Origin of the sequence: Gluconobacter oxydans DSM 3504, from assembly GCF_000583855.1 — a bacterium.
Lineage (GTDB): Bacteria > Pseudomonadota > Alphaproteobacteria > Acetobacterales > Acetobacteraceae > Gluconobacter > Gluconobacter oxydans.
Genome location: NZ_CP004373.1, coordinates 2,484,853 through 2,503,733, shown reverse-complemented (window position 1 = coordinate 2,503,733; position 18,881 = coordinate 2,484,853). Strand labels below are relative to the sequence as shown.

At 61.4% G+C, this 18,881-nt stretch carries 15 protein-coding genes; 11 read left to right on the top strand and 4 right to left on the bottom strand.

Going from position 1 to position 18,881, the window contains the following annotated elements; genetic code table 11:
* The first annotated feature begins 1 nt into the window (after nucleotide 1).
* The 3 genes from mdtN to GLS_RS11095 all read left to right on the top strand — a co-directional run bounded on the left by mdtN (nucleotide 2) and on the right by GLS_RS11095 (nucleotide 4,483).
* On the top strand, nucleotides 2–1,051 hold the full coding sequence (gene mdtN, locus GLS_RS11105; RefSeq protein ID WP_024717100.1) for a multidrug transporter subunit MdtN: 1,050 nt from the start codon (nucleotides 2–4) through the stop codon (nucleotides 1,049–1,051).
* A gap of 100 nt (nucleotides 1,052–1,151) precedes the next feature.
* Entirely contained in the window at nucleotides 1,152–2,861 is a 1,710-nt protein-coding gene (locus tag GLS_RS11100; protein WP_041112880.1) for an FUSC family protein, read from the top strand.
* The gene (locus GLS_RS11095; protein ID WP_080691963.1) at nucleotides 2,861–4,483 is read left to right on the top strand and encodes a TolC family protein; all 1,623 of its coding nucleotides are present in this window, start codon (nucleotides 2,861–2,863) and stop codon (nucleotides 4,481–4,483) included. The genes GLS_RS11100 and GLS_RS11095 overlap by 1 nt, the downstream gene beginning before the upstream one ends.
* Nucleotides 4,484–4,578: 95 nt before the next feature.
* Here the strand turns inward: GLS_RS11095 and GLS_RS11090 are convergent, their stop codons facing one another.
* Nucleotides 4,579–4,857: a con-10 family general stress protein gene (locus tag GLS_RS11090; protein ID WP_024717102.1), complete on the bottom strand. Its 279-nt coding sequence runs from the start codon at nucleotides 4,855–4,857 to the stop codon at nucleotides 4,579–4,581.
* Between the two features lie 295 nt (nucleotides 4,858–5,152).
* Here GLS_RS11090 and GLS_RS11085 point away from each other — a divergent pair, with 295 nt between their 5' ends.
* The gene (locus tag GLS_RS11085) at nucleotides 5,153–5,707 is read left to right on the top strand and encodes a 5' nucleotidase, NT5C type (RefSeq protein WP_011253591.1); all 555 of its coding nucleotides are present in this window, start codon (nucleotides 5,153–5,155) and stop codon (nucleotides 5,705–5,707) included.
* 151 nt (nucleotides 5,708–5,858) lie between these two features.
* Nucleotides 5,859–8,066 carry a TonB-dependent receptor gene (locus GLS_RS11080; protein ID WP_052327564.1) on the top strand — a complete coding sequence of 736 codons (2,208 nt, stop codon included), beginning with the start codon at nucleotides 5,859–5,861 and terminating at the stop codon, nucleotides 8,064–8,066.
* A gap of 19 nt (nucleotides 8,067–8,085) precedes the next feature.
* Here the strand turns inward: GLS_RS11080 and GLS_RS11075 are convergent, their stop codons facing one another.
* Nucleotides 8,086–8,715 carry a TetR family transcriptional regulator gene (locus GLS_RS11075; protein ID WP_041112263.1) on the bottom strand — a complete coding sequence of 210 codons (630 nt, stop codon included), beginning with the start codon at nucleotides 8,713–8,715 and terminating at the stop codon, nucleotides 8,086–8,088.
* A 55-nt stretch (nucleotides 8,716–8,770) separates the two neighbouring features.
* Complete coding sequence (locus GLS_RS11070; RefSeq protein WP_041112262.1) at nucleotides 8,771–9,133, bottom strand: hypothetical protein; 363 nt, start codon at nucleotides 9,131–9,133, stop codon at nucleotides 8,771–8,773.
* A 176-nt stretch (nucleotides 9,134–9,309) separates the two neighbouring features.
* Between GLS_RS11070 and metH the strand changes: the two genes are divergently transcribed.
* The 6 genes from metH to GLS_RS11040 all read left to right on the top strand — a co-directional run bounded on the left by metH (nucleotide 9,310) and on the right by GLS_RS11040 (nucleotide 18,339).
* Nucleotides 9,310–12,816 (top strand): methionine synthase, encoded by a 3,507-nt coding sequence (gene metH / locus GLS_RS11065; protein WP_041112261.1) that lies wholly within the window; start codon nucleotides 9,310–9,312, stop codon nucleotides 12,814–12,816.
* A gap of 38 nt (nucleotides 12,817–12,854) precedes the next feature.
* Nucleotides 12,855–13,733, top strand: coding sequence for a formyltetrahydrofolate deformylase (gene purU / locus GLS_RS11060; protein ID WP_041112260.1), 879 nt, complete (start codon nucleotides 12,855–12,857; stop codon nucleotides 13,731–13,733).
* A 101-nt stretch (nucleotides 13,734–13,834) separates the two neighbouring features.
* Entirely contained in the window at nucleotides 13,835–14,281 is a 447-nt protein-coding gene (locus tag GLS_RS11055) for a hypothetical protein (RefSeq protein ID WP_148295928.1), read from the top strand.
* A gap of 143 nt (nucleotides 14,282–14,424) precedes the next feature.
* Nucleotides 14,425–15,843, top strand: coding sequence for an FAD-binding oxidoreductase (locus GLS_RS11050; protein ID WP_041112258.1), 1,419 nt, complete (start codon nucleotides 14,425–14,427; stop codon nucleotides 15,841–15,843).
* Nucleotides 15,844–15,899: 56 nt separating this feature from the next.
* Nucleotides 15,900–17,402, top strand: coding sequence for a malate dehydrogenase (quinone) (mqo, locus tag GLS_RS11045; RefSeq protein ID WP_041112257.1), 1,503 nt, complete (start codon nucleotides 15,900–15,902; stop codon nucleotides 17,400–17,402).
* Nucleotides 17,403–17,520: 118 nt separating this feature from the next.
* A complete protein-coding gene (locus GLS_RS11040; protein ID WP_011253582.1) occupies nucleotides 17,521–18,339 on the top strand; it encodes a DeoR/GlpR family DNA-binding transcription regulator in 819 nt (272 codons plus the stop codon).
* Between the two features lie 9 nt (nucleotides 18,340–18,348).
* Here the strand turns inward: GLS_RS11040 and mntR are convergent, their stop codons facing one another.
* Nucleotides 18,349–18,840, bottom strand: a complete 492-nt coding sequence (mntR, locus tag GLS_RS11035; RefSeq protein ID WP_041112256.1) for a manganese-binding transcriptional regulator MntR — start codon at nucleotides 18,838–18,840, stop codon at nucleotides 18,349–18,351.
* Between the last annotated feature and the right edge of the window lie 41 nt (nucleotides 18,841–18,881).

Below are 18,881 nucleotides of genomic sequence, written 5' to 3'. Positions count from 1 at the left end.
CGTGCAGCGCATTTCAGTCTCCGGCAAAAAGCCGATCGGCATTGTCATCGCGGTTGTCTGCGTGGGAGTGGCCGTCCTGTTCGGCGTCCACGTCTCCCACGAAGACAGCACCCACCCCTCCTCCGACAGCGGAAGCATCGACGCGGAAATGGTGCATGTCGCCTCTACCGTGGGCGGACGCCTTAAGGAACTGGATGTTTCGGTCAACCAGCACGTTCACAAAGGCGACGTACTGTACCGGCTGGATCCCGAGCCCTACGAACTGACCGTCCGGCAGGCGCAGGCCAATCTGGATCTGGCCAGCGCGGAAGTTGAAAACCAGACGCGTCTGCTGAGCATCAAAACGTCCAATGCCGCCACCGCCGACGATCAGGTCGTCCGGGCCCAGACCAACCGTGATCTTGCAGCGCGCACCGTCCAGCGGCTTCAGCCTCTGGCGGGGAAATCGTACATCCCGTGGCAGCAATACGATCAGGCCCGTGTCGCCCTGCATGATGCCGAAGTTTCGCTGGCCCAGTCCCGCAACCAGTCCGCTGCGGCGACCACTGCGATCGGGGACCTGAAAAGCTCGATCGCCGCGCGCGATGCCAGTCAGGCGGCACTCGATCATGCGCGTTATGAACTGCGGCAGACCACGGTGATCGCTCCGGTTGACGGTTACGTCACCAGCCTGAGGGTCAAACCGGGCGAAGTTCTCGCGCCGTCGCAGGTTCTGTTCACGCTGATTGCGGATGATGAGTGGTACGCCACAGCCAATATCCGCGAGATCAATCTCGGCGCCGTGCAGATCGGAGACTGCGTGACGGTCCATTCCATGATCGACCGACGCACGCCGCTCCGAGGGCATGTCGAAAGCATTGGATGGGGTGTGCTCTCGGCGGATTCCGCTGGAATTGCGCGCTCCCTGCCGATCGTGCCACGACAGATGGACTGGGTGCATGTGGCCCAGCGCTTCCCGGTCCGCATCCGGCTGGAAAAGGCAAATCCCCTTCTGCTGCGGCTTGGCGCCACCGCGACGGTCGAGATCCGGCATGGCGCTGCCTGTCCCTGAAACCGCCCCTTCACTGGAGGACCCACGTCCGGACCTGATGCGCCCCGGACTGAGTCCTTCGCGCATCTGGCGTCTGGTGTGCAATCCCGCTCCGGGACGCATGGGCTATGCGCTTCGCATGGCGGCGGGGTGTACGACGACGGTGCTGGTCGGGGAAATCTGGCAGGTTCCGGAACTCGCCGTCCCGGCCCTCGTGACGATGGCACTGTGGCAGAAGGACCGCGTGACCAATGCTCTGGCCGGTGTCGGAGTAAATGTCGCGGTCCTGATCCTGCTGACGATCATTTACGGCCTGATCCGCCTGACACTGGATCACCCGATGGGGCTGGTCATCGTCATTGCCCTGCTGTCCTTCCTGTTTTTCTTCCTGGGCTCGGCCAGCAAGCTCAAACCCGTGGCTTACATGCTCGGGCTGATTACCGTGTACGGGCTGATCGCGATCGATGAGGTTCCGGTCGGCGAAGTCGTGACGCGCGCGCTGCTTTATACGGACCTGTTTCTTGCGGTTCCCGGCGCGGTCATGGTCGTGCTTGGCCTTTTGATCTGCCCGTCCCCGCGCCGGATCCTGACTGACAGCATTGCCGCGCGTCTTCGCATGGCATGCTGTCTCCTGCGAGATCCGGATGAGCGCATCCGGGAGCAGGCCACGGACATGCTGCGCGCCGGCACGACCGACATGATGAAATCAGCGAAAATGGCCGGGCTGGAAAAAATCTGGTCCACCCGCGATCTCGCGTGCCTCAGACAGGCCGCCAGCAGCAGCGTGGCCATCCTCGCCCTGGCCGACGAGGCCAGCCGAAGCGGACTGTCGCAGGCAGACGCCGCCTGCCTGATCCGAACACTTGAGGACATGGCCGCCATTTTCGCCGATGGGGACTATCCGGCCGCCATCGAACGGCCCGCTGTCAGCGCAGCATCCCCCACCGCCTGCGCTCTGGCGGATCTGTTGCCTGATTTTGCCACGCCCCCTGCGGATGATGCGAAAGCGCCCTCACAGAAGAAAAAATCCGGGTTTCTGGCCGATGATGCCTTCAGCAACCCCGATCATGTCCGCTTTGCCGTCAAAGGCACGGCGGCGGTCATGCTGAGCTATCTGACGTTCAAGGTCCTGAACTGGCCGGGCATTCATACCTGCATCATCACCTGCTTCATCGTCGCCCTTCCGACGATGGGGGAAATGGTCTCCAAGCTGACCCTGCGCATTTCAGGTGCCCTCGTGGGCGGCGCGCTCGGGATTGCCGCCATCGTTTTCGTCATGCCGCATCTGAACGACATCACCGGATTTCTGGTGCTGGTCTTCGTGGTTTCCCTGATCGCGGCCTGGGTCAAGACCGGCGATGAGCGCATTGCCTATGCCGGTTTCCAGATCGGGCTGGCCTTTTACCTGACGGATCTGAAAGGCTACGGCCCCACGGCCGACATGGCGACCGCCCGGGACCGGATCGTGGGGATCATGCTCGGCAATTTCATCACCTACGCCATGTTCACCAGTTTCTGGCCCGCCAGCGCCTTCGATAGAATTGGAGACGGACTGCGCAAGCTGGCGGACTCCCTGAAGGGTCAGGCGAATGCCTCAACACCGCAGGCCCGCTCGGATGCCATCGCCCGCACCCAGTCCGCCCTTCTGGAAAGCGAACGCACACTGGAATATGCCATGTCAGAACCCGCCCATATGCGCACCGATCTGCCCCGCCTAGAAGCAACACAAAAGGCGCTCGACGACGCGGCAGAACTTTCGGAAGAACTGCTCGTCACGCCGGGCCGACCGGATTTTTCTGACCGCATGGCACGACTGGAACAGATTGCCTGATGACCCGCCCTGCCCGTCCTTTTCCGTGCCTGATCCGGGTCACGCTGTATTCGGCTCCGCTTCTGCTGTCGTCCTGCGCCACGCAGGCTCTGGACAGCGCGCCCGCGGCCCCTGACCGACCGTGGCAGCCCAATATCGCGGCCAATGGCGAAATCCTGCCCGGCAGACACGATCCACATGCCCTGAACCTGCCGGCCGGATACACCCTGCCGTCGAACACGCAGATCCGCGTGCGTCCCCCGGCCCCGGAAATTGCGGTGCAGAACGGGCATGCCTATTCGCTGGCGGAACTGATCGATATTGCGCAATCCGCCAATCCGGAAACACGCCGGGCCTGGAATCTTGCCCGAGATTCTGCTCTGGCGGTCGGCATTGCCCGCAGCGCCTATCTGCCCCGCCTGACCGCAACCGTGGTGGGCGGCTATAATCACAGTCGCAATGACGGCGCGAACCCCACGATCAGCAATGCGGGCGCGGCCGAAGGCATCGTCAATTCCGGCCTGAGCGGGCTGGAAAATGCGTTGGGCGGCGTACGCAACAACAATTCGGGCGCGGGTGAAGTCCAGACGCTTGGCATGGAATGGCTGCTGTTCGATTTCGGCAAGCGCGAAGCCGTGATCGAGGCCACGAAACAGGCCCAAATCGCCAGCAACGTGCTGTTCACCGCCGCGCATCAGAAGATCATCTATGGCGTAACAACAGCCTATTACACGCATGCCGCCGCCACGGGCCGGGTGCGGCTCCTGCGTCAGGCGCGGGACAATGCGCGCTTTGTGGAAGCGGCCGCGGAAGCCCGGCTGCATCAGGGCCAGGGCACGATTGTGGATGTCACACAGGCCCGGCAGGCGACAGCCCAGACGGAACTGCGGCTCGTCCAGGCTGAGGGCGACGAGGAAAATACCCGGCTGGAACTGCTCAATGCCATCGGCATTTCCCCTGCTACGAAGCTGGACACGCTGGATATTTCCGGCCGCCCCCTCGCTCTGGACGATATGCGTCTGACGGATGCGTTCGTACAGCAGGCTGTCTCGCGCAGGCCGGATGTTCTGGCCGCCTATGCCAACGCCAAGGCCGCAAAAAGCCGGGTTCAGGCGGCGCGGAGCGAGTTCCTGCCCAAGATCTTCATGACGGGCAACGTGGCCTACACGACCGGACGTCTGGCGCTGTCTTCCATTCCCGGTGTGGGGAGCGAGGCGCCGCCGACGCTCAACCTGTCCAGCAATGCGTTCAGCAGCCTGATCCTCGGCGGCATTACCGTGCCGATCTTTGACGGCGGCACGCGGGCCGCCCTTCTGAAACAGGCGCAGGACCAGTCGGACAGCGCGGATGCGACCCTGCGGCAGACCGTGGACAGTTCGGTCAAGCAGATCGTTGCGGCGGAAAATGCCCTCCGCACCAGCCTGAGCGCCTATGCCGCATCCGGCAGGCTGGAGACGGCAGCGCGCACCAGTTTTGAGGCGTCATCCGCCGCCTATCGCAGCGGCGTGGGCTCCCTGACCCAGACCAGCATTGCCCAGAACGGCTATCTGGACGCGACCCTCAGCCATTCTGATGCCTATTATGCCGCGCTGATTGCGGCGGCCGGACTGGCCTTTGGGACGGGATCGCTCAGCCGGGAGTAAGGCTCCAATGCACAAAACCTGCCGGGGGTAGCCCCTCGGCAGGTTTTGCAGCAGTCGCGCAGAGAGAATTGTCTCCTGTCTGCGCGCAGGTCGGTTCAGGACTTGTGAGAAGCCTGTCCACCTTTGCGGCCGGCTTCGGACGCTTTCTGCGGATCCTTGGCAAAGCCACGAGTGGAGTGCTCTCCCCCTGAAGAGGACGACTTGGAGGTCTCCTTGGTGGAGTGACCGCCATGACTGTGCTCGCCGCCCTTGCGGCCAGCTTCCGAGGCCCTTTCGCGATCCTGCGAAAAATTGCCCGGATTGCCGGAGCTGCCGCTTCCGGTGCCCTGAGCTGCGGAAACGATACGGAAATTCTCTTCATATTTACGAAACATGATGGTTTTCCTTCTACGGGTGCCGGTTCGTCCTCTTCTGGAAAAAGAAGTTCTGAACCGGACCATCCGACAACAGAACCCCATGCTTGCAGTTGCTGAAATACAGAACAAGAATAGTTTACTTTAAGTAAAGAGTTTTCTGTTCGGAATGATATATTTGAAATACTTGATCATCAGGGAGTGGAACGCTTTCATTAAAGTATTCAGATATTTTTACCAGTCACGATACCCACCCCCTTGCCTTGGCCCTCCATCAGGACGAGAGTTTGCACCTCTTTCAGCTTCGGAGCTTCCCATGACCCCCTTCCGCCTGCGTCTGGCCGTCGATATGGATGAAGTCCTGGCCGATGCGTTCTCTGCGCAACGCACGTGGTTCCGCAAAACCTGCGGCTATGAGTGGACCGATGCGGAACTGCGCGGACGCCGCTTCAGGGATCTTGTCTCCCCTGAAGACTATGCGGCCATGGAAGCCATGCTGCACCAGGGTGATTTCTTCGCTTCACTCGCCGTCATGCCCGGCGCCCAGGATGCCATTTCTGCCCTGTGCGAGACCTGCGAAGTCTTCATCACGACGGCCGCCATGGAATATCCGGCGTCCTGCGCGCCCAAATTCGCCTGGCTGAGGGAACATTTTCCCTGCATCTCGCCGCTGAACATCGTTTTCTGCGGCGACAAGAGCATTCTGGCCGCCGATGTGATGATCGATGACAACCTGCGCCACTTCAGGCGGTTTCAGGGTCAGGGCGTGCTTTTCACGGCCCCTCACAACGCACTGGAAACCTGGAGTCCGCGCGCGGATAACTGGCAGGATGTTCTGAAGATCGTGGACCGGATTGATGGGGATCGGTAAAATCGGCCACATCTGTGTCTTTCAGGAAACAGCCATGGACAAAGCGGACCGGATGGGTCGCTGAAGCGAACGAATTATTTTGACACCAGGTGTCATAAAGTAGAGAGGAAAGTCCAGCTTTACAATATAGACCGATCAGGACCGACCGCCCATGAAATCCGCACGCCTGCTGCTTTGTCTCTTCTCCGGATCTGTACTGAGCAGTATGCCAGCATTTGCAGCGGAGACACAACCGGCTTCCAAGCAGAAAGCAGCACATCCCGCTGCTCCGGCCAAGGCCGCCCCTGCCGCCCCGAAGGCCGAGAACATCACGGTTCACAGCCGCAACGGCACCGGTACGGCTGCCGATTACCGGACCAAGGACGTGGCGCTCGGCCCACTTGGAACGCGCTCCGTCCTCGACACACCCATGTCCATCATGGTCGTGCCACATGACGTCCTGGTGAACCAGCAGGCGCGCAATATCAACGATCTTGTGGCCTATGTCCCGTCCGCGCAGCTTGAAATGCGCGGCGATCCGAACACCAGCCGCCCGCAGTCCCGCGGTTTCGAAGGTGACGTGATTGCCAACACCCGCATGGACGGGCTGAACATGGTCATCACCACGCCTTATGCGGCCGAGCAGTTCGACAGCATGCAGGTTTTGAACGGGCTGGCCGGCGCGCTTTACGGGCCCCAGAATCCGGCTGGCACGTTCGACTTCACGCTCAAGCGCCCGACGGATCGCATGACCGAGCGACTGGTCGTGGGGACGGACTCCATCGGCGCCCCGCTGGAAAGCGCGGATGTCTCCGGACGCGTCGGCCGGAACGGCTGGTTCGGCTATCGCCTGAACCTGCTGAACCAGAACGGCGAAGGCTATGTCGAGGGCTCGCATCTGCGGCGTGATCTCGTCAGCGGCGATTTCGACATCCATCTCTCGCCCAAGACCGTCATCCAGCTCGACGCCAGCCAGTACACCTATGCCGAGCGCGGATTTCCGGGAGGTTTCGCCTACAGCACCGCGATCCAGCTGCCCCAGGCGCCGGATCTGAGCCAGAAGGGTTATGGTCAGCCGCAGGCGGGCTATAACATGGAAACCGATACGGCCATGGCCAAGATCATCCACAACTTCAACGACAACTGGAGCCTCAAGCTCGGTGGTCTGTGGCAGAACGCGGCCCGTAACGTCTTCAGCACGTCCAACCAGCTTCTCAATTCCGCCGGCCTGTACAAGCAGACGATCTCCGCGGCCCTCACGGCCAATGACTTCGTGGCCGGCAGCAACATGGCCTACCTGAACGGCAAGTTCCGCACCGGCCCGCTGCGCCACCAGATCGAACTCGGCACGAACGGCTATGTGATGGGGAACTACAACCCCACCTCCTCCACCGGCACCCTGACGCTGGGTGAGGCCACGATCGGTCATCCCAAGAGCTTCGCCAGCGCGCAGCCCTACTATTCCGGCCGTTACAAATCCGCCGATACGATGAACCAGTCGCTTCTCGCGGGCGACACCATTTCGCTCGGAAAGCACTGGTCGATCATGGGCTCCCTCGCCTGGAGCTGGCTGAGCACGAACAACTACGCCAAGACGGGCACCAAGACGTCCAGCTACACCCGCTCGGCCGCGTTCAGCCCGATGACGAGCCTGCTGTACAAGCCGACCGATAACCAGACCATCTATTTCACCTGGGGCAAGTCGCTACAGGCCGGTACCATCGCACCTGCCGGATCGGTCAACGTCAATGAAGTAACGGCGCCGCTGCGTTCGGAAGAATATGAAGTCGGCTACAAGATCCTGATCGCCAAGCGCATGCAGGTAAACATCGCCGGCTTCCGCATGGCCCGCCCGTACGGCTTCACGGACCCCGTTACCAAGGTCTATGCCAATTACGGCCTGCAGCGGAACTACGGTGTCGAGTTCCAGGCTTCCGGCAACATCACCGACGATCTGACCTTCCTCGGCGGCATGACCTGGCTGGATGCGCAGATGCTGGGTACGGGATCATCGCTGACGGCCAACAAGCAGGTCGTGGGCGTGCCGCCGCTGATGGCGAATGCGCTGCTGGACTATCGCCTGCCGTTCCTCAAGGGCGCTGCCGTGAACGCGAATGTCCATTACATGGGCCGTCGCGCCGCCAACGTGTACAACACGACCTTCGCACCGTCCTATGTCACGCTGGATCTGGGCGCGCGTTATGCGACCCACGCTTACGGGCAGCCGCTGGTGTTCCGTTTCGGGGTGAACAATGTGACGAACCAGAGCTACTGGGCGTCCGTCTATCCGTCGAGCATCAATGGTGTGAGCACGGCCACGAACTCGGCTGTCGCCGGTCTGCCGCGCACCTATCACTTCAGCATCGAACTGGACCTCTGAGGAGGTCCAGCCCGAACTCTCAGCCTGAACTCAGGGGGAAGTCGTCCTGCCACAGCAGGGGCTGGAGCGTGAAGGTCCGGCGCAGGATGGCTTCCAGATCGGATTTACCCTCGGTTTTCATCCATTCGTCCAGCGCGGTCCGGAACGTCGCAATCGCCGTCCGGGCCAGCAGACGGGCCACGAGAGACGGCATTTCAGTCGCGGGCAAGCGGGCGATCAGGGCATTGGCCAGCGTTTCCTCCCATTCGGAATATCGGCGCAGGGCCATATCCCTCAGGGCTGGCGTCCCTTCCACGAGCCTGACAACGGCATAAGCGTCCATCCTGTCGGACGAATAACACGCCACGACCGGCACCAGTCCGGCCAGAACGGCATCCTGTAGCGGAACATCCAGCGGCACGTCACGGATGGCTTCGGTCAGGATCGTGGTCACGCTGCCGGTCCAGGCCAGGATGATGTCCGCCTTGCCCGGGAAGTACCGAAACAGCGTCCGCCGCGAAATCTGCGCGGCTTCTGCGATCTCGTCGACCGATGTTTCCTCGTAACCATAGGTCGAGAACAGGCGCATGGCCTCCCGCACCAGCGCGGCGTGGGTGCGGTCCTTCTTGCGCTGCCGGAGCGGCCCGTCCTGTTCTGCGTCAGTCGTCATGCCGTCCAGTTATCCCGAAGTCCCCAAAGAGCATAGACCCGATCTGAAAAACCCTTCAGGGCATGAGCCTGTAACGGGCGCGGACCAGAACGTCATTTTCAAGCTGTTGCCGGACCGCCACAAGATCCCCGGCCCCGGCCAGAACTGCGACTTCGCGGAAAAACGGGCGCCTGCCAACCACCCGATCCTGAAACACCTGCGCCAGAACCATGGTCACGGGGTCACGCGTACAGCACAGACATCCCGCCGCATGACGGTTCATAAAAGGCGAGGCTGCCGGAATATCGGCCACATCTCCCCACCCGCCAGCTACCCCCGGATCACCGATGAGCAGGGCGTCGCGCCTGCGCTCTTCGGGCCATTCCGCCGGATCGGACAGAAGGGTCAGCGGGATCAGTGCGGTACCGGAAGACGTCATGCGATCTTCTGTAGCAGCCCTGCACAGAGCGGGCAGCATTTTCATGGTGTTGCCTCTTTGCCGGAGGGGAACCGTTTTGCTACACCCTCCTGTCCCTGACCGTGTATAGAGGCGCAAGCCCGATCGCGGCCCTCATATCCATTCCCAGTCATCCACAGCTACAGAGCGTTCTGCCCATGTCCTCACGTCCCCATCTGCTTGACGCCCTCGCCGATCAGGTCCTGCTGTGTGACGGCGGCATGGGATCGCGCGTGCAGATGCTGGATCTGGAAGTCGAGCGGGATTACTGGGGGCAGGAAAACTGCACCGAAATCCTGAATCTCTCCCGTCCCGAGCTCGTCCGTGAAATCCATCGCGGCTATTTCGAAGCCGGTGCGGACATGGTCGAGACGAACACGTTTGGCGGCTCTATCGTTACGCTGGCGGAGTTCGGGCTTCAGGACCGCACGCGCGAAATCAATCGTACGGCCGCCACGCTGGCCCGCGAAGCCGCCGAGACTTTCGCCGACGGGCGGCACCGCTATGTCATGGGCTCCATCGGTCCGGGCACGAAGCTGCCGACGCTGGGCAACATTGCCTATGACGATCTGGAAGCCGGTCTGGTCGAACAGTGCCGCGGCCTGATTGACGGCGGTGTAGACGGGTTCCTGATCGAGACATGTCAGGACACGCTCCAGATCAAAGCCGCCGTGAATGCCGCCAAGATTGCGCGGATCGAACTCGGCTCCGATGCGCCGATTTTCGTGCAGGTCACGGTCGAGACCACGGGCACGCTGCTGGTCGGCCCCGATATCGCCGCCGCCGCCACGACCGTGCAGGCGCTGGATGTCCCCTCCCTCGGCCTGAACTGCGCCACCGGCCCGCAGGAAATGGGCGAGCATGTCCGCTGGCTGTCGGAGAACTGGCCCGGTCTCATTTCCATGCAGCCCAATGCCGGCCTGCCGGAGCTTGTGGACGGCAAGACTGTCTATCCGCTCAGCCCTGAGGAAATGGCCGTCTGGATGGAGCGCTTTGTCAAGGAAGACGGGCTGAACCTGATCGGTGGTTGCTGTGGTACGTCCACGCCGCATATCCAGGCGCTGGACGGCATGTTGCGTCGCCTTGGTGGCACAAAACTCCGCCCTGCCCCGGTCAAGCGCAGCACGGTCTGGATGCCGTCGGTCTCCAGCCTCTATACCCAGACGCCGCTGCGTCAGGAAAACAGCTATTTCTCCATTGGCGAGCGCTGCAACGCCAATGGCTCCAAGAAATGGCGTGAACTTCAGGAAGCCAACGACTGGGATGGCTGCGTTGCCATCGGACGTGAACAGGCCGCTGAAGGCTCCAACGCGCTCGATATCTGCACGGCGTTCGTCGGACGTGATGAAGTCCGCGAAATGAACGAGGTCGTCACACGCTTTACGTCGTCCGTAAATGCGCCGCTGGTGATCGATTCCACCGAAACGCCGGTCATTGAGGCCGCGCTCAAGCTGCATGGCGGCAAGCCCATCATCAACTCGATCAACTTCGAGGATGGCGAGCAGCAGGCCCATGACCGCATGAAGCTGGCCCGCAAATTTGGCGCGGCCATGATTGCGCTCACGATCGACGAAGTCGGCATGGCGAAGGAGCCGCAGGACAAGCTGCGCATTGCCGAACGTCTGGTCGATTTTGCATGCAACCAGTACGGACTGCCGCAGTCCGACCTGATGATCGATCCGCTGACCTTCACCATTGCCACAGGCGTGGAAGATGACCGCAAGCTCGGCCAGTGGACGCTTGAGGGCATCAAGCTGATCCGCGACAAGTTCCCGGATATCCAGATCATCCTCGGCCTGTCGAACATCTCCTTCGGCCTGAACCCGGCTGCGCGTGCGGTGCTGAACTCGGTGTTCCTCGATCATGCGGTCAAGGCTGGCATGACGGGGGCGATTGTCCACGTCTCCAAGATCCGTCCGCTGCATCTGATTGCCCCGGAAGAGGTCAAGGTCGCGGAAGACCTGATCTTCGACCGCCGTACCGAGGACTACGATCCGCTCCAGAAGCTGCTGGAGCTGTTTGCCGGGCGAAAGGCTGCCGATGCCGTAAAGAAGCGCCGCGCGGAGACCCCGGCGGAGCGTCTGAAAGACCGGATCGTGGATGGTGACCGCAAGGGCATCGAGCAGGATCTGGAAGACGCGATGGCGGAAATGCCGCCGCTCGACATCATCAATAACGTCCTGCTCGATGGCATGAAGGTCGTGGGCGAGCTGTTCGGCTCGGGCAAGATGCAGCTTCCGTTCGTGCTGCAATCCGCCGAGACGATGAAGACCGCCGTGGCCTGGCTTGAGCCTCACATGGAGCGTGTGGAAGGCCAGCATCGCGGCACGATGGTGCTCGCCACCGTCAAGGGCGACGTGCACGATATCGGCAAGAACCTCGTGGACATCATCCTGACCAATAACGGCTATCAGGTCATCAATCTGGGCATCAAGGTGCCGCTCGCGGACATGATCGCGGCCGTGAAGGAACACAAGGCGGATGCGCTCGGCATGTCCGGGCTTCTGGTGAAGTCCACGGTCATCATGCGCGAAAACCTTGAGGAAATGCACCGTCAGGGCTTTGATGTTCCGGTCATTCTCGGTGGCGCGGCCCTGACACGCAATTACGTCGAGGAAGAATGTGCCCGCTCCTATGGCGCGGGTGAACCGGGGCGCGTGGCCTATGCGCGCGATGCGTTCGACGGTCTGGGCCTGATGGACAAGATCGCCAACAAGGAACTCGACTCCTATCTGGGCGCGATCCAGACGCGCCGTGCCAGCCAGGCAAGCCGCAAGACGGCGCGTGCACCGGAAATCGCGGAAACGCGTGGCTTTGGCGTGGTGGATCGCGAAGCCGCCAAGGCCCGGCGTGAGCGGATTTCAGGCTCTGAGCCTATGATTACGCCGCCTTTCTGGGGCGGACGTGTGCTCGAAGCGACGCCCAATGCGGTTCTGCCGTTCCTCAATGAGCGCTCGCTGTACCAGTTCCAGTGGGGCTTTAGGAAACAGGGCCGCTCGCTCGACGAGTTCATGGAATACGCCAAGACCGAACTCCGCCCCGTGCTGAAGCGCATGCTGGCGCTGAGTGCGGAGCAGGACATCATCCGGCCGCAGGCGATCTATGGCTACTGGAAGGCCGCAGGCGACGGGAACGATCTCGTACTGTTTGAGGAAGACGGCAAGACGGAAGCCGCGCGTTTCACCATGCCGCGCCAGCCCAAGGATGACGGCGAGTGCATCGCCGATTTCGTGCGTGACATCAGCGATGACGTCCGCGATGTGGTCGGGCTTCAGGTCGTGACCGTCGGGCAGAAGGCGTCCGATCTGGCGCGGGTATGGTTCGAGGAAAACCGCTACCAGGACTATCTGTACCTGCACGGCCTGTCGGTCGAAATGGCGGAAGCCATGGCGGAATATACCCACAAGCGCATCCGCGCTGAGCTGGGTTTTGCCGGCGAAGACGATCGTGACATGGAGAAGCTGCTGTCGCAGTCCTATCGCGGCTCGCGCTATTCCTTCGGCTATCCCGCCTGCCCCCGGCTTGAGGATCAGGAACCGATCCTGAAAATGCTGGATGCCGAACGCATCGGCGTGTCGCTTTCGGACGGCTATCAGCTTCACCCAGAACAGTCGACATCCGCGCTCGTGATGCTCAACCCCCGGGCAAAATACTTCACCGTCTGAGGACGGCAGGCTTTAAAAAAGACGAGAAAAGACAGTCCATGACGGCCCCATCAGTTCCGCAGACCACCTATGTCCTGACGCTTTCCTGCCCCAACCGCCCGGGCATTGTGGCGGCAATCAGCGGCAGGCTTGCGGAACTGAACGCCAACATCACCGAAGCCCAGCAGTTTGATGACCGGGACAGCACGGTCTTCTTCATGCGGATCGTCTTCGAGATCACGGATGGCCGGACCAGCATGGAGCAGCTTCGCGAGGCGCTGGCTATTCTGGGTGAGACGTTCAGCATGGACTGGGCGCTGCATGACCGGAGCGTAAAGCCGAAGGTCCTGCTGATGGTCTCGCGTTTTGATCACTGCCTGGTGGATCTGCTGTATCGCTGGCGGATTGGGGAACTGCCGATCGAGCCCGTCGGGATCGTGTCGAACCATCCGCGGGAAGTGTTCACGGATCTGGATTTCTACGGCATCCCGTTCCACCACCTTCCCGTCACGAAAGACACGAAGCCCGCGCAGGAAGCGCAAATTCTGGACCTGTTTGCCGCGACCGGGGTCGAACTGGTCATTCTCGCGCGCTACATGCAGGTCCTGTCCAATGAGATGGCTGCCAGCCTGTCGGGGCATTGCATCAACATCCATCACTCCTTCCTGCCGGGCTTCAAGGGCGCGCGTCCCTACCATCAGGCCTTCGCGCGGGGTGTGAAGCTGATCGGCGCGACTGCCCATTACGTCACGCGCGATCTGGATGAAGGCCCGATCATCGAACAGGACGTGGAGCGCATTTCCCATGCCGACACGCCCGATGACCTGATCCGCAAAGGGCGCGATATCGAACGCCGCGTTCTGGCGCGTGCTGTCCGGTATCACATCGAACGCCGGACCATCATCAACGGCAACAGGACAGTCGTCTTCACGCCCTGAGCCCTGCTTTTCGTCGACAGGACATGAATATTTCGCACGACACCCGGAATATTCTCTCCTAGGCTCGACCCGGCATGTTCACAGCCGGCAGCAATATTCAGATGACCGTCCGCAAAACCCTTCTTTCACTTGCCCTGTTCACGTCGCTGGTCGCGCAGACTGCCTGCTCCGGTGACCTGGTTCTCGAGAAGCGGCTGACCCCTGCGGATACCCTGCGTGAGACCACAAACCGGACCGTCGTGCCCGGCACGTTCGTCATGACCGTGAAAAGCGTGAATGTCTTCAACAAGATGGTCTTCCTCAATTCGGAAGACTCCTATCTGGACCGGGCCAATGTGGCCGTGCAGATCACGTCCGCCGTGGCCTATAACGCCGATATCCGTTTCGGCGGCGATTTCCGCAAGATGGTCCTGAACCGCAAGATCCTGGTGATCGGGTCGGCCATGAAGGTTGGCGCGGATCTGGAACAGGGGATCATCGTAAACAACCAGGACGATTACCGGACCTATATCTTCGTCAGCCGGGCGAGCAATATTTTCCTGAGATAGTCACGGATAATATCTGATCTTGCATCGTGTATTCATTTGCCGACAGATTATTCCATTTTATACCCCCATATTGATCCGAAGATATTTCCCAGGGCTCCGATCCGGCTTATGAAGGGCATCCTTTCTTCATGCCGGAACCAGTCATGACCGCCTCTTCCGCCTCCGCTCCGGACCGCCTTCAGGCCGTTCTCAAAGCCCTCCAGCCTGTCATGGGTGAGCGGATCAGCATGGCACCGTCCGTTCGCGAAGAGCACAGTCACGGCGAGGCCATGAATGCCTCCAACCTGCCCGATGCGGTGGTGTTTGCGGAAAGCACGCAGGATGTCGCAACCGTCCTGCAGCACTGCCATGAATGGCGCGTTCCGGTCGTGGCGTTCGGGGCCGGCACTTCGGTGGAAGGCCATGTCGTGCCGCCCGAACAGGCCATCAGCCTCGATCTGTCCCGCATGACCGCCATCGTGGACCTGAACGCCGAGGATCTGGATTGCCGGGTCCAGGCCGGCATCACGCGTCAGACCCTGAATGTGGAAATCCGCGATACGGGCCTGTTCTTTCCGGTCGATCCGGGCGGAGAAGCCACGATCGGCGGTATGTGCGCAACCCGTGCCTCAGGCACGGCTGCCGTGCGCTACGGCACGATGAAGGAGAATGTGCTGGGCCTGACCGTCGTTCTCGCAACCGGCGAAGTCATCCGCACCGGCGGCCGCGTTCGCAAATCGTCCACCGGCTATGACCTGACGTCACTGTTCGTTGGCTCGGAAGGTACGCTCGGGATCATCACGGAAGTCCAGCTCCGCCTGCACGGGCGTCCGGACAGCGTTTCGGCTGCGATCTGCCAGTTCGAGAACCTGCATGATGCCATCCAGACCGCCATGGAAATCATTCAGTGCGGCATCCCCATCACCCGCGTGGAACTGATGGACAGCGTGCAGATGGCAGCTTCCATCCAGTATTCCGGCCTGAACGAATATCAGCCGCTGACCACGCTGTTTTTCGAGTTCACAGGCTCGCCCGCAGCGGTACGCGAGCAGGTCGAGACGACGGAAGCCATTGCGTCCGGCAATAACGGGCTGGGATTTGCCTGGGCCGAAAGCCCCGAAGACCGCACCCGCCTCTGGAAAGCGCGGCATGATGCCTACTGGGCGGCCAAGGCCATCGTTCCGGGGGCGCGCGTCATTTCCACGGACTGCATCGTCCCGATTTCCCGTCTGGGCGAACTGATCGAGGGCGTGCACCGCGATATTGAAGCCTCCGGCCTGCGTGCGCCCCTTCTGGGCCATGTGGGCGATGGCAATTTCCATACGCTCATCATTACGGACGATACTCCCGAAGGGCATCAGCAGGCCTTGGATCTGGACCGCAAGATCGTGGCCCGCGCCCTGTCGCTGAACGGGTCGTGCAGCGGGGAGCATGGTGTCGGCATGGGCAAGCTGGAGTTTCTGGAAACCGAGCATGGGCCTGGAAGCCTCAGCGTGATGCGCGCTCTGAAGAACACGATGGATCCGCACCATATCCTCAACCCCGGCAAGCTTCTTCCGCCAGGTCCTGTTTACACGGGCTGAGCTTTCGGGGATCTTTCAGCCGCCTTTCTTTCCAGTCCCTGCCGGATTTCAGCATCATGCCGTCACTCTCCAGCCTCTGCCCCGATATCGTCCTGATCGGCGCCGGGATCATGAGCTCCACGCTTGCCGCCCTGCTGCGCGAGCTGGACCCGTCGCTCTCGATGGTGATGTTCGAGACCCTCTCCGACTGCGGGCAGGAAAGCTCCTATGCCTGGAACAATGCCGGGACCGGACATGCAGGCAACTGCGAACTGAACTACACGCCCCAGCGCGCGGATGGCAGCGTCGATATCTCCAAGGCGCTGGCGGTCAATACGGAGTTCGACCTCTCCCGGCAGCTCTGGGCCCACTGGGTCCGTGAAGGCCGGATTGCAGATCCGGCCGCGTTCGTTCAACCCTGCCCGCATATCAGTCTGGTCTGGGGTGCGGAGAATGTGGCGTTCCTCAAGGCCCGCTATGAGGCCATGGTCGCCCATCACTGCTTTGCCGACATGGAATATACCGATGATCCGGCGGTCATCGCGCAATGGGCCCCGCTCGCCATGGCCGGACGTGATACGACACAGCCCGTCGCGGCCACGCGCATCAAAGAAGGCACGGACGTCAATTTCGGTGCCCTGACGCATGCCCTGACCGCATCGCTCAGGACCGACCGCAACGTCTCAATCCACTACAACAATCGCGTCACAGATCTGACCCGAACCGAGGACGGCCGCTGGCGCGTTACAGCGACAGACACCGAAAGCGGCCACGCCACGACGGTTCTGACGCGCTTCGTCTTCATCGGCGCGGGCGGCAATGCCCTGCCGCTGCTTCAGAAATCCGGCATCCCCGAAGCGACGCATTACGCTGGCTTTCCGGTCAGCGGGCTCTGGCTGCGCTGCACCGACCCGGCCATCACCCGCCAGCACCACGCCAAGGTTTATGGCAAGGCCCCCGTCGGTTCCCCACCCATGTCGGTCCCGCATCTCGATACCCGCGTGATCGACGGGAAATCCTGCCTGTTATTCGGGCCCTATGCCGGTTTTTCTACGAAGTTTCTCAAAAGCGGATCGTGGACGGATTATTTCCGCTCCCTCACGCCAAAAAACATCATCCCGGCCCTGACGGCCGGAAAAGACAATCTCGGCCTGCTGGACTATCTCGTGAAACAGGTCATCCAGACCAACGAGGCGCGTTTTCAGGCCCTTCTGGACTTTTATCCAAACGCGCGCCCCGAGAACTGGAGCAAGGTCGTGGCCGGGCAGCGGGTGCAGATCATCCGGCCTGACAGCGGCCTGCATGGGAAACTGCGCTTCGGCACCGAACTCGTCAAAAACGCCGATCGCTCCCTCGTCGCGGTGCTGGGTGCCTCTCCCGGCGCGTCGATTGCGGCGTCCGTGGCACTTCAGGTCGTGCAGGGCTGCTTCCCCAAACGGCTTGTCGAGGGCGACTGGCTGCCCCGTCTGCGTCAGGTTTTCCCTGCCTATGGCGTGGATCTGACGCAGGATGCAGCCGCCTGCGCAACGCTTCGCCGGGACACGGCGCAGGTGCTGGGCATTGCGAGTGAGGCCGGATGATCACCTTTTTGGGGCCGGATTGTGTTCATGAGGCGTTACAGACCTGTTCCGGCCTGATATGATGAATGTGATTTTACATTCATCTGTTTGCTTTCACGCTCAGGAATCGATTTGAGACATGACTGATGGTCCGGGCTCCGTGATCCCCACCGCCTTGCCGCAGAGTTCAAAACGACGGGATAATTCGGCCCGCCAGAAACAGATCCTCGACGTTCTTCTCGAAACCGGTAGTGCTACGATCGAAGGTCTGGCCGAGCGTTTCGATGTCAGCCGCATGACGATCCATCGCGATGCGCATGCGCTGGTCCAGCAGGGTCTGATCGACAAGCTGCATGGCAGCATCGTTCTGCGCAACAAGGTTACAACACAGAAAACCGTCAATTTCCGCCGCTCGCGCGCTACGGATCTCAAGGACGCCATCATCCAGCGGGCCATCTCGCTGATCCAGCCCGAACAGGTTCTGGTCCTGGATGACTCCACAACGGTAGCCGCGATGCTGCCCCTGCTCCCGGCCCTGGCGCCACTGACGATCATCACAAACGCTGTCGGCGTGATCCAGGCACTGTCGCCCTATCCCAATCTGAAGCTGATCTGCCTTGGCGGCGACTATAACCCGCCGCGCAATGCCTTCTTCGGTCTGGTCTGCGAGCAGGCGGCGCAGTCGCTGCGGGCGAACATGATGTTCCTCTCAACATCCATCATCCACAACGGAACCGCGTTCCAGAACGATCAGGACGTGGTGAAGGTCAAGCGGGCCATGATGGACATCGCGGATCAGTGCGTCCTGCTGGTGGACAGCACGAAGTTCCGCAAAGGCGGCCTGCACCGTCTGGCGTCCCTGTCGGAATTCGACCGGGTTCTGACGGACTCCCATCTCAAGCCGTCCATCGCCAAGGCCCTGGCGCAGGAGGACGTGAAGCTCGAAATCTGCACCTGACTCCCGTTCTCAGGCGTCGGGCAGCGCCTGCATGAACTGTTTCAGATTTCCGCGAAGCGCCTTTTCGAACAGGGTCAGGGTTTCGCTCCCGACATAATGCTCCACGCCTTCGGCATCGACGCGGGCATTTTCCTCGCTCACGCCCAGCGCCAGCAGGAACGCTTCCACGATCCGGTGCCGGTGCCGCGCCCTGTCCGCCATGTCCTGCCCGGCGGGCGTGAGGAAAACACCGCGATAGGGCTTCTGCGTCACGTAGCCTTCCGTCGCAAGGCGGGCGAGCATCTTCGCAACCGTCGGCTGTGAGACGCCCAGACGTCCGGCGATATCGACCTGCCGGGCCTCCTGCCCTTCGGACAGCAGATCCGAGATCAGCTCAACATAGTCCTCGACCAGCACATTGCGCCGCGCCTCGCGGTTGGCGCGGAACCCTTCGGAATGGGTTTCGACGTCAGGCAGCGTCTCCTTGGGCGCGATATCCTTGAGACGTCTTTTCCGTTCCATGCGCCGTCCTGTGCCTCCATGCAGAAAACATTATTCACGGC

What these genes read in the sequence shown, in the direction of transcription:
- GLS_RS11100 (WP_041112880.1), top strand. Translation starts at nt 1,152, where the DNA reads ATGGGCTATGCGCTTCGCATGGCGGCGGGGTGTACGACGACGGTGCTG.
- GLS_RS11095 (WP_080691963.1), top strand. Translation starts at nt 2,861, where the DNA reads ATGACCCGCCCTGCCCGTCCTTTTCCGTGCCTGATCCGGGTCACGCTG.
- GLS_RS11090 (WP_024717102.1), bottom strand. Translation starts at nt 4,857, where the DNA reads ATGTTTCGTAAATATGAAGAGAATTTCCGTATCGTTTCCGCAGCTCAG.
- GLS_RS11085 (WP_011253591.1), top strand. Translation starts at nt 5,153, where the DNA reads ATGACCCCCTTCCGCCTGCGTCTGGCCGTCGATATGGATGAAGTCCTG.
- GLS_RS11080 (WP_052327564.1), top strand. Translation starts at nt 5,859, where the DNA reads ATGAAATCCGCACGCCTGCTGCTTTGTCTCTTCTCCGGATCTGTACTG.
- GLS_RS11075 (WP_041112263.1), bottom strand. Translation starts at nt 8,715, where the DNA reads ATGACGACTGACGCAGAACAGGACGGGCCGCTCCGGCAGCGCAAGAAG.
- GLS_RS11070 (WP_041112262.1), bottom strand. Translation starts at nt 9,133, where the DNA reads ATGACGTCTTCCGGTACCGCACTGATCCCGCTGACCCTTCTGTCCGAT.
- metH (WP_041112261.1), top strand. Translation starts at nt 9,310, where the DNA reads ATGTCCTCACGTCCCCATCTGCTTGACGCCCTCGCCGATCAGGTCCTG.
- purU (WP_041112260.1), top strand. Translation starts at nt 12,855, where the DNA reads ATGACGGCCCCATCAGTTCCGCAGACCACCTATGTCCTGACGCTTTCC.
- GLS_RS11055 (WP_148295928.1), top strand. Translation starts at nt 13,835, where the DNA reads ATGACCGTCCGCAAAACCCTTCTTTCACTTGCCCTGTTCACGTCGCTG.
- GLS_RS11050 (WP_041112258.1), top strand. Translation starts at nt 14,425, where the DNA reads ATGACCGCCTCTTCCGCCTCCGCTCCGGACCGCCTTCAGGCCGTTCTC.
- mqo (WP_041112257.1), top strand. Translation starts at nt 15,900, where the DNA reads ATGCCGTCACTCTCCAGCCTCTGCCCCGATATCGTCCTGATCGGCGCC.
- GLS_RS11040 (WP_011253582.1), top strand. Translation starts at nt 17,521, where the DNA reads ATGACTGATGGTCCGGGCTCCGTGATCCCCACCGCCTTGCCGCAGAGT.
- mntR (WP_041112256.1), bottom strand. Translation starts at nt 18,840, where the DNA reads ATGGAACGGAAAAGACGTCTCAAGGATATCGCGCCCAAGGAGACGCTG.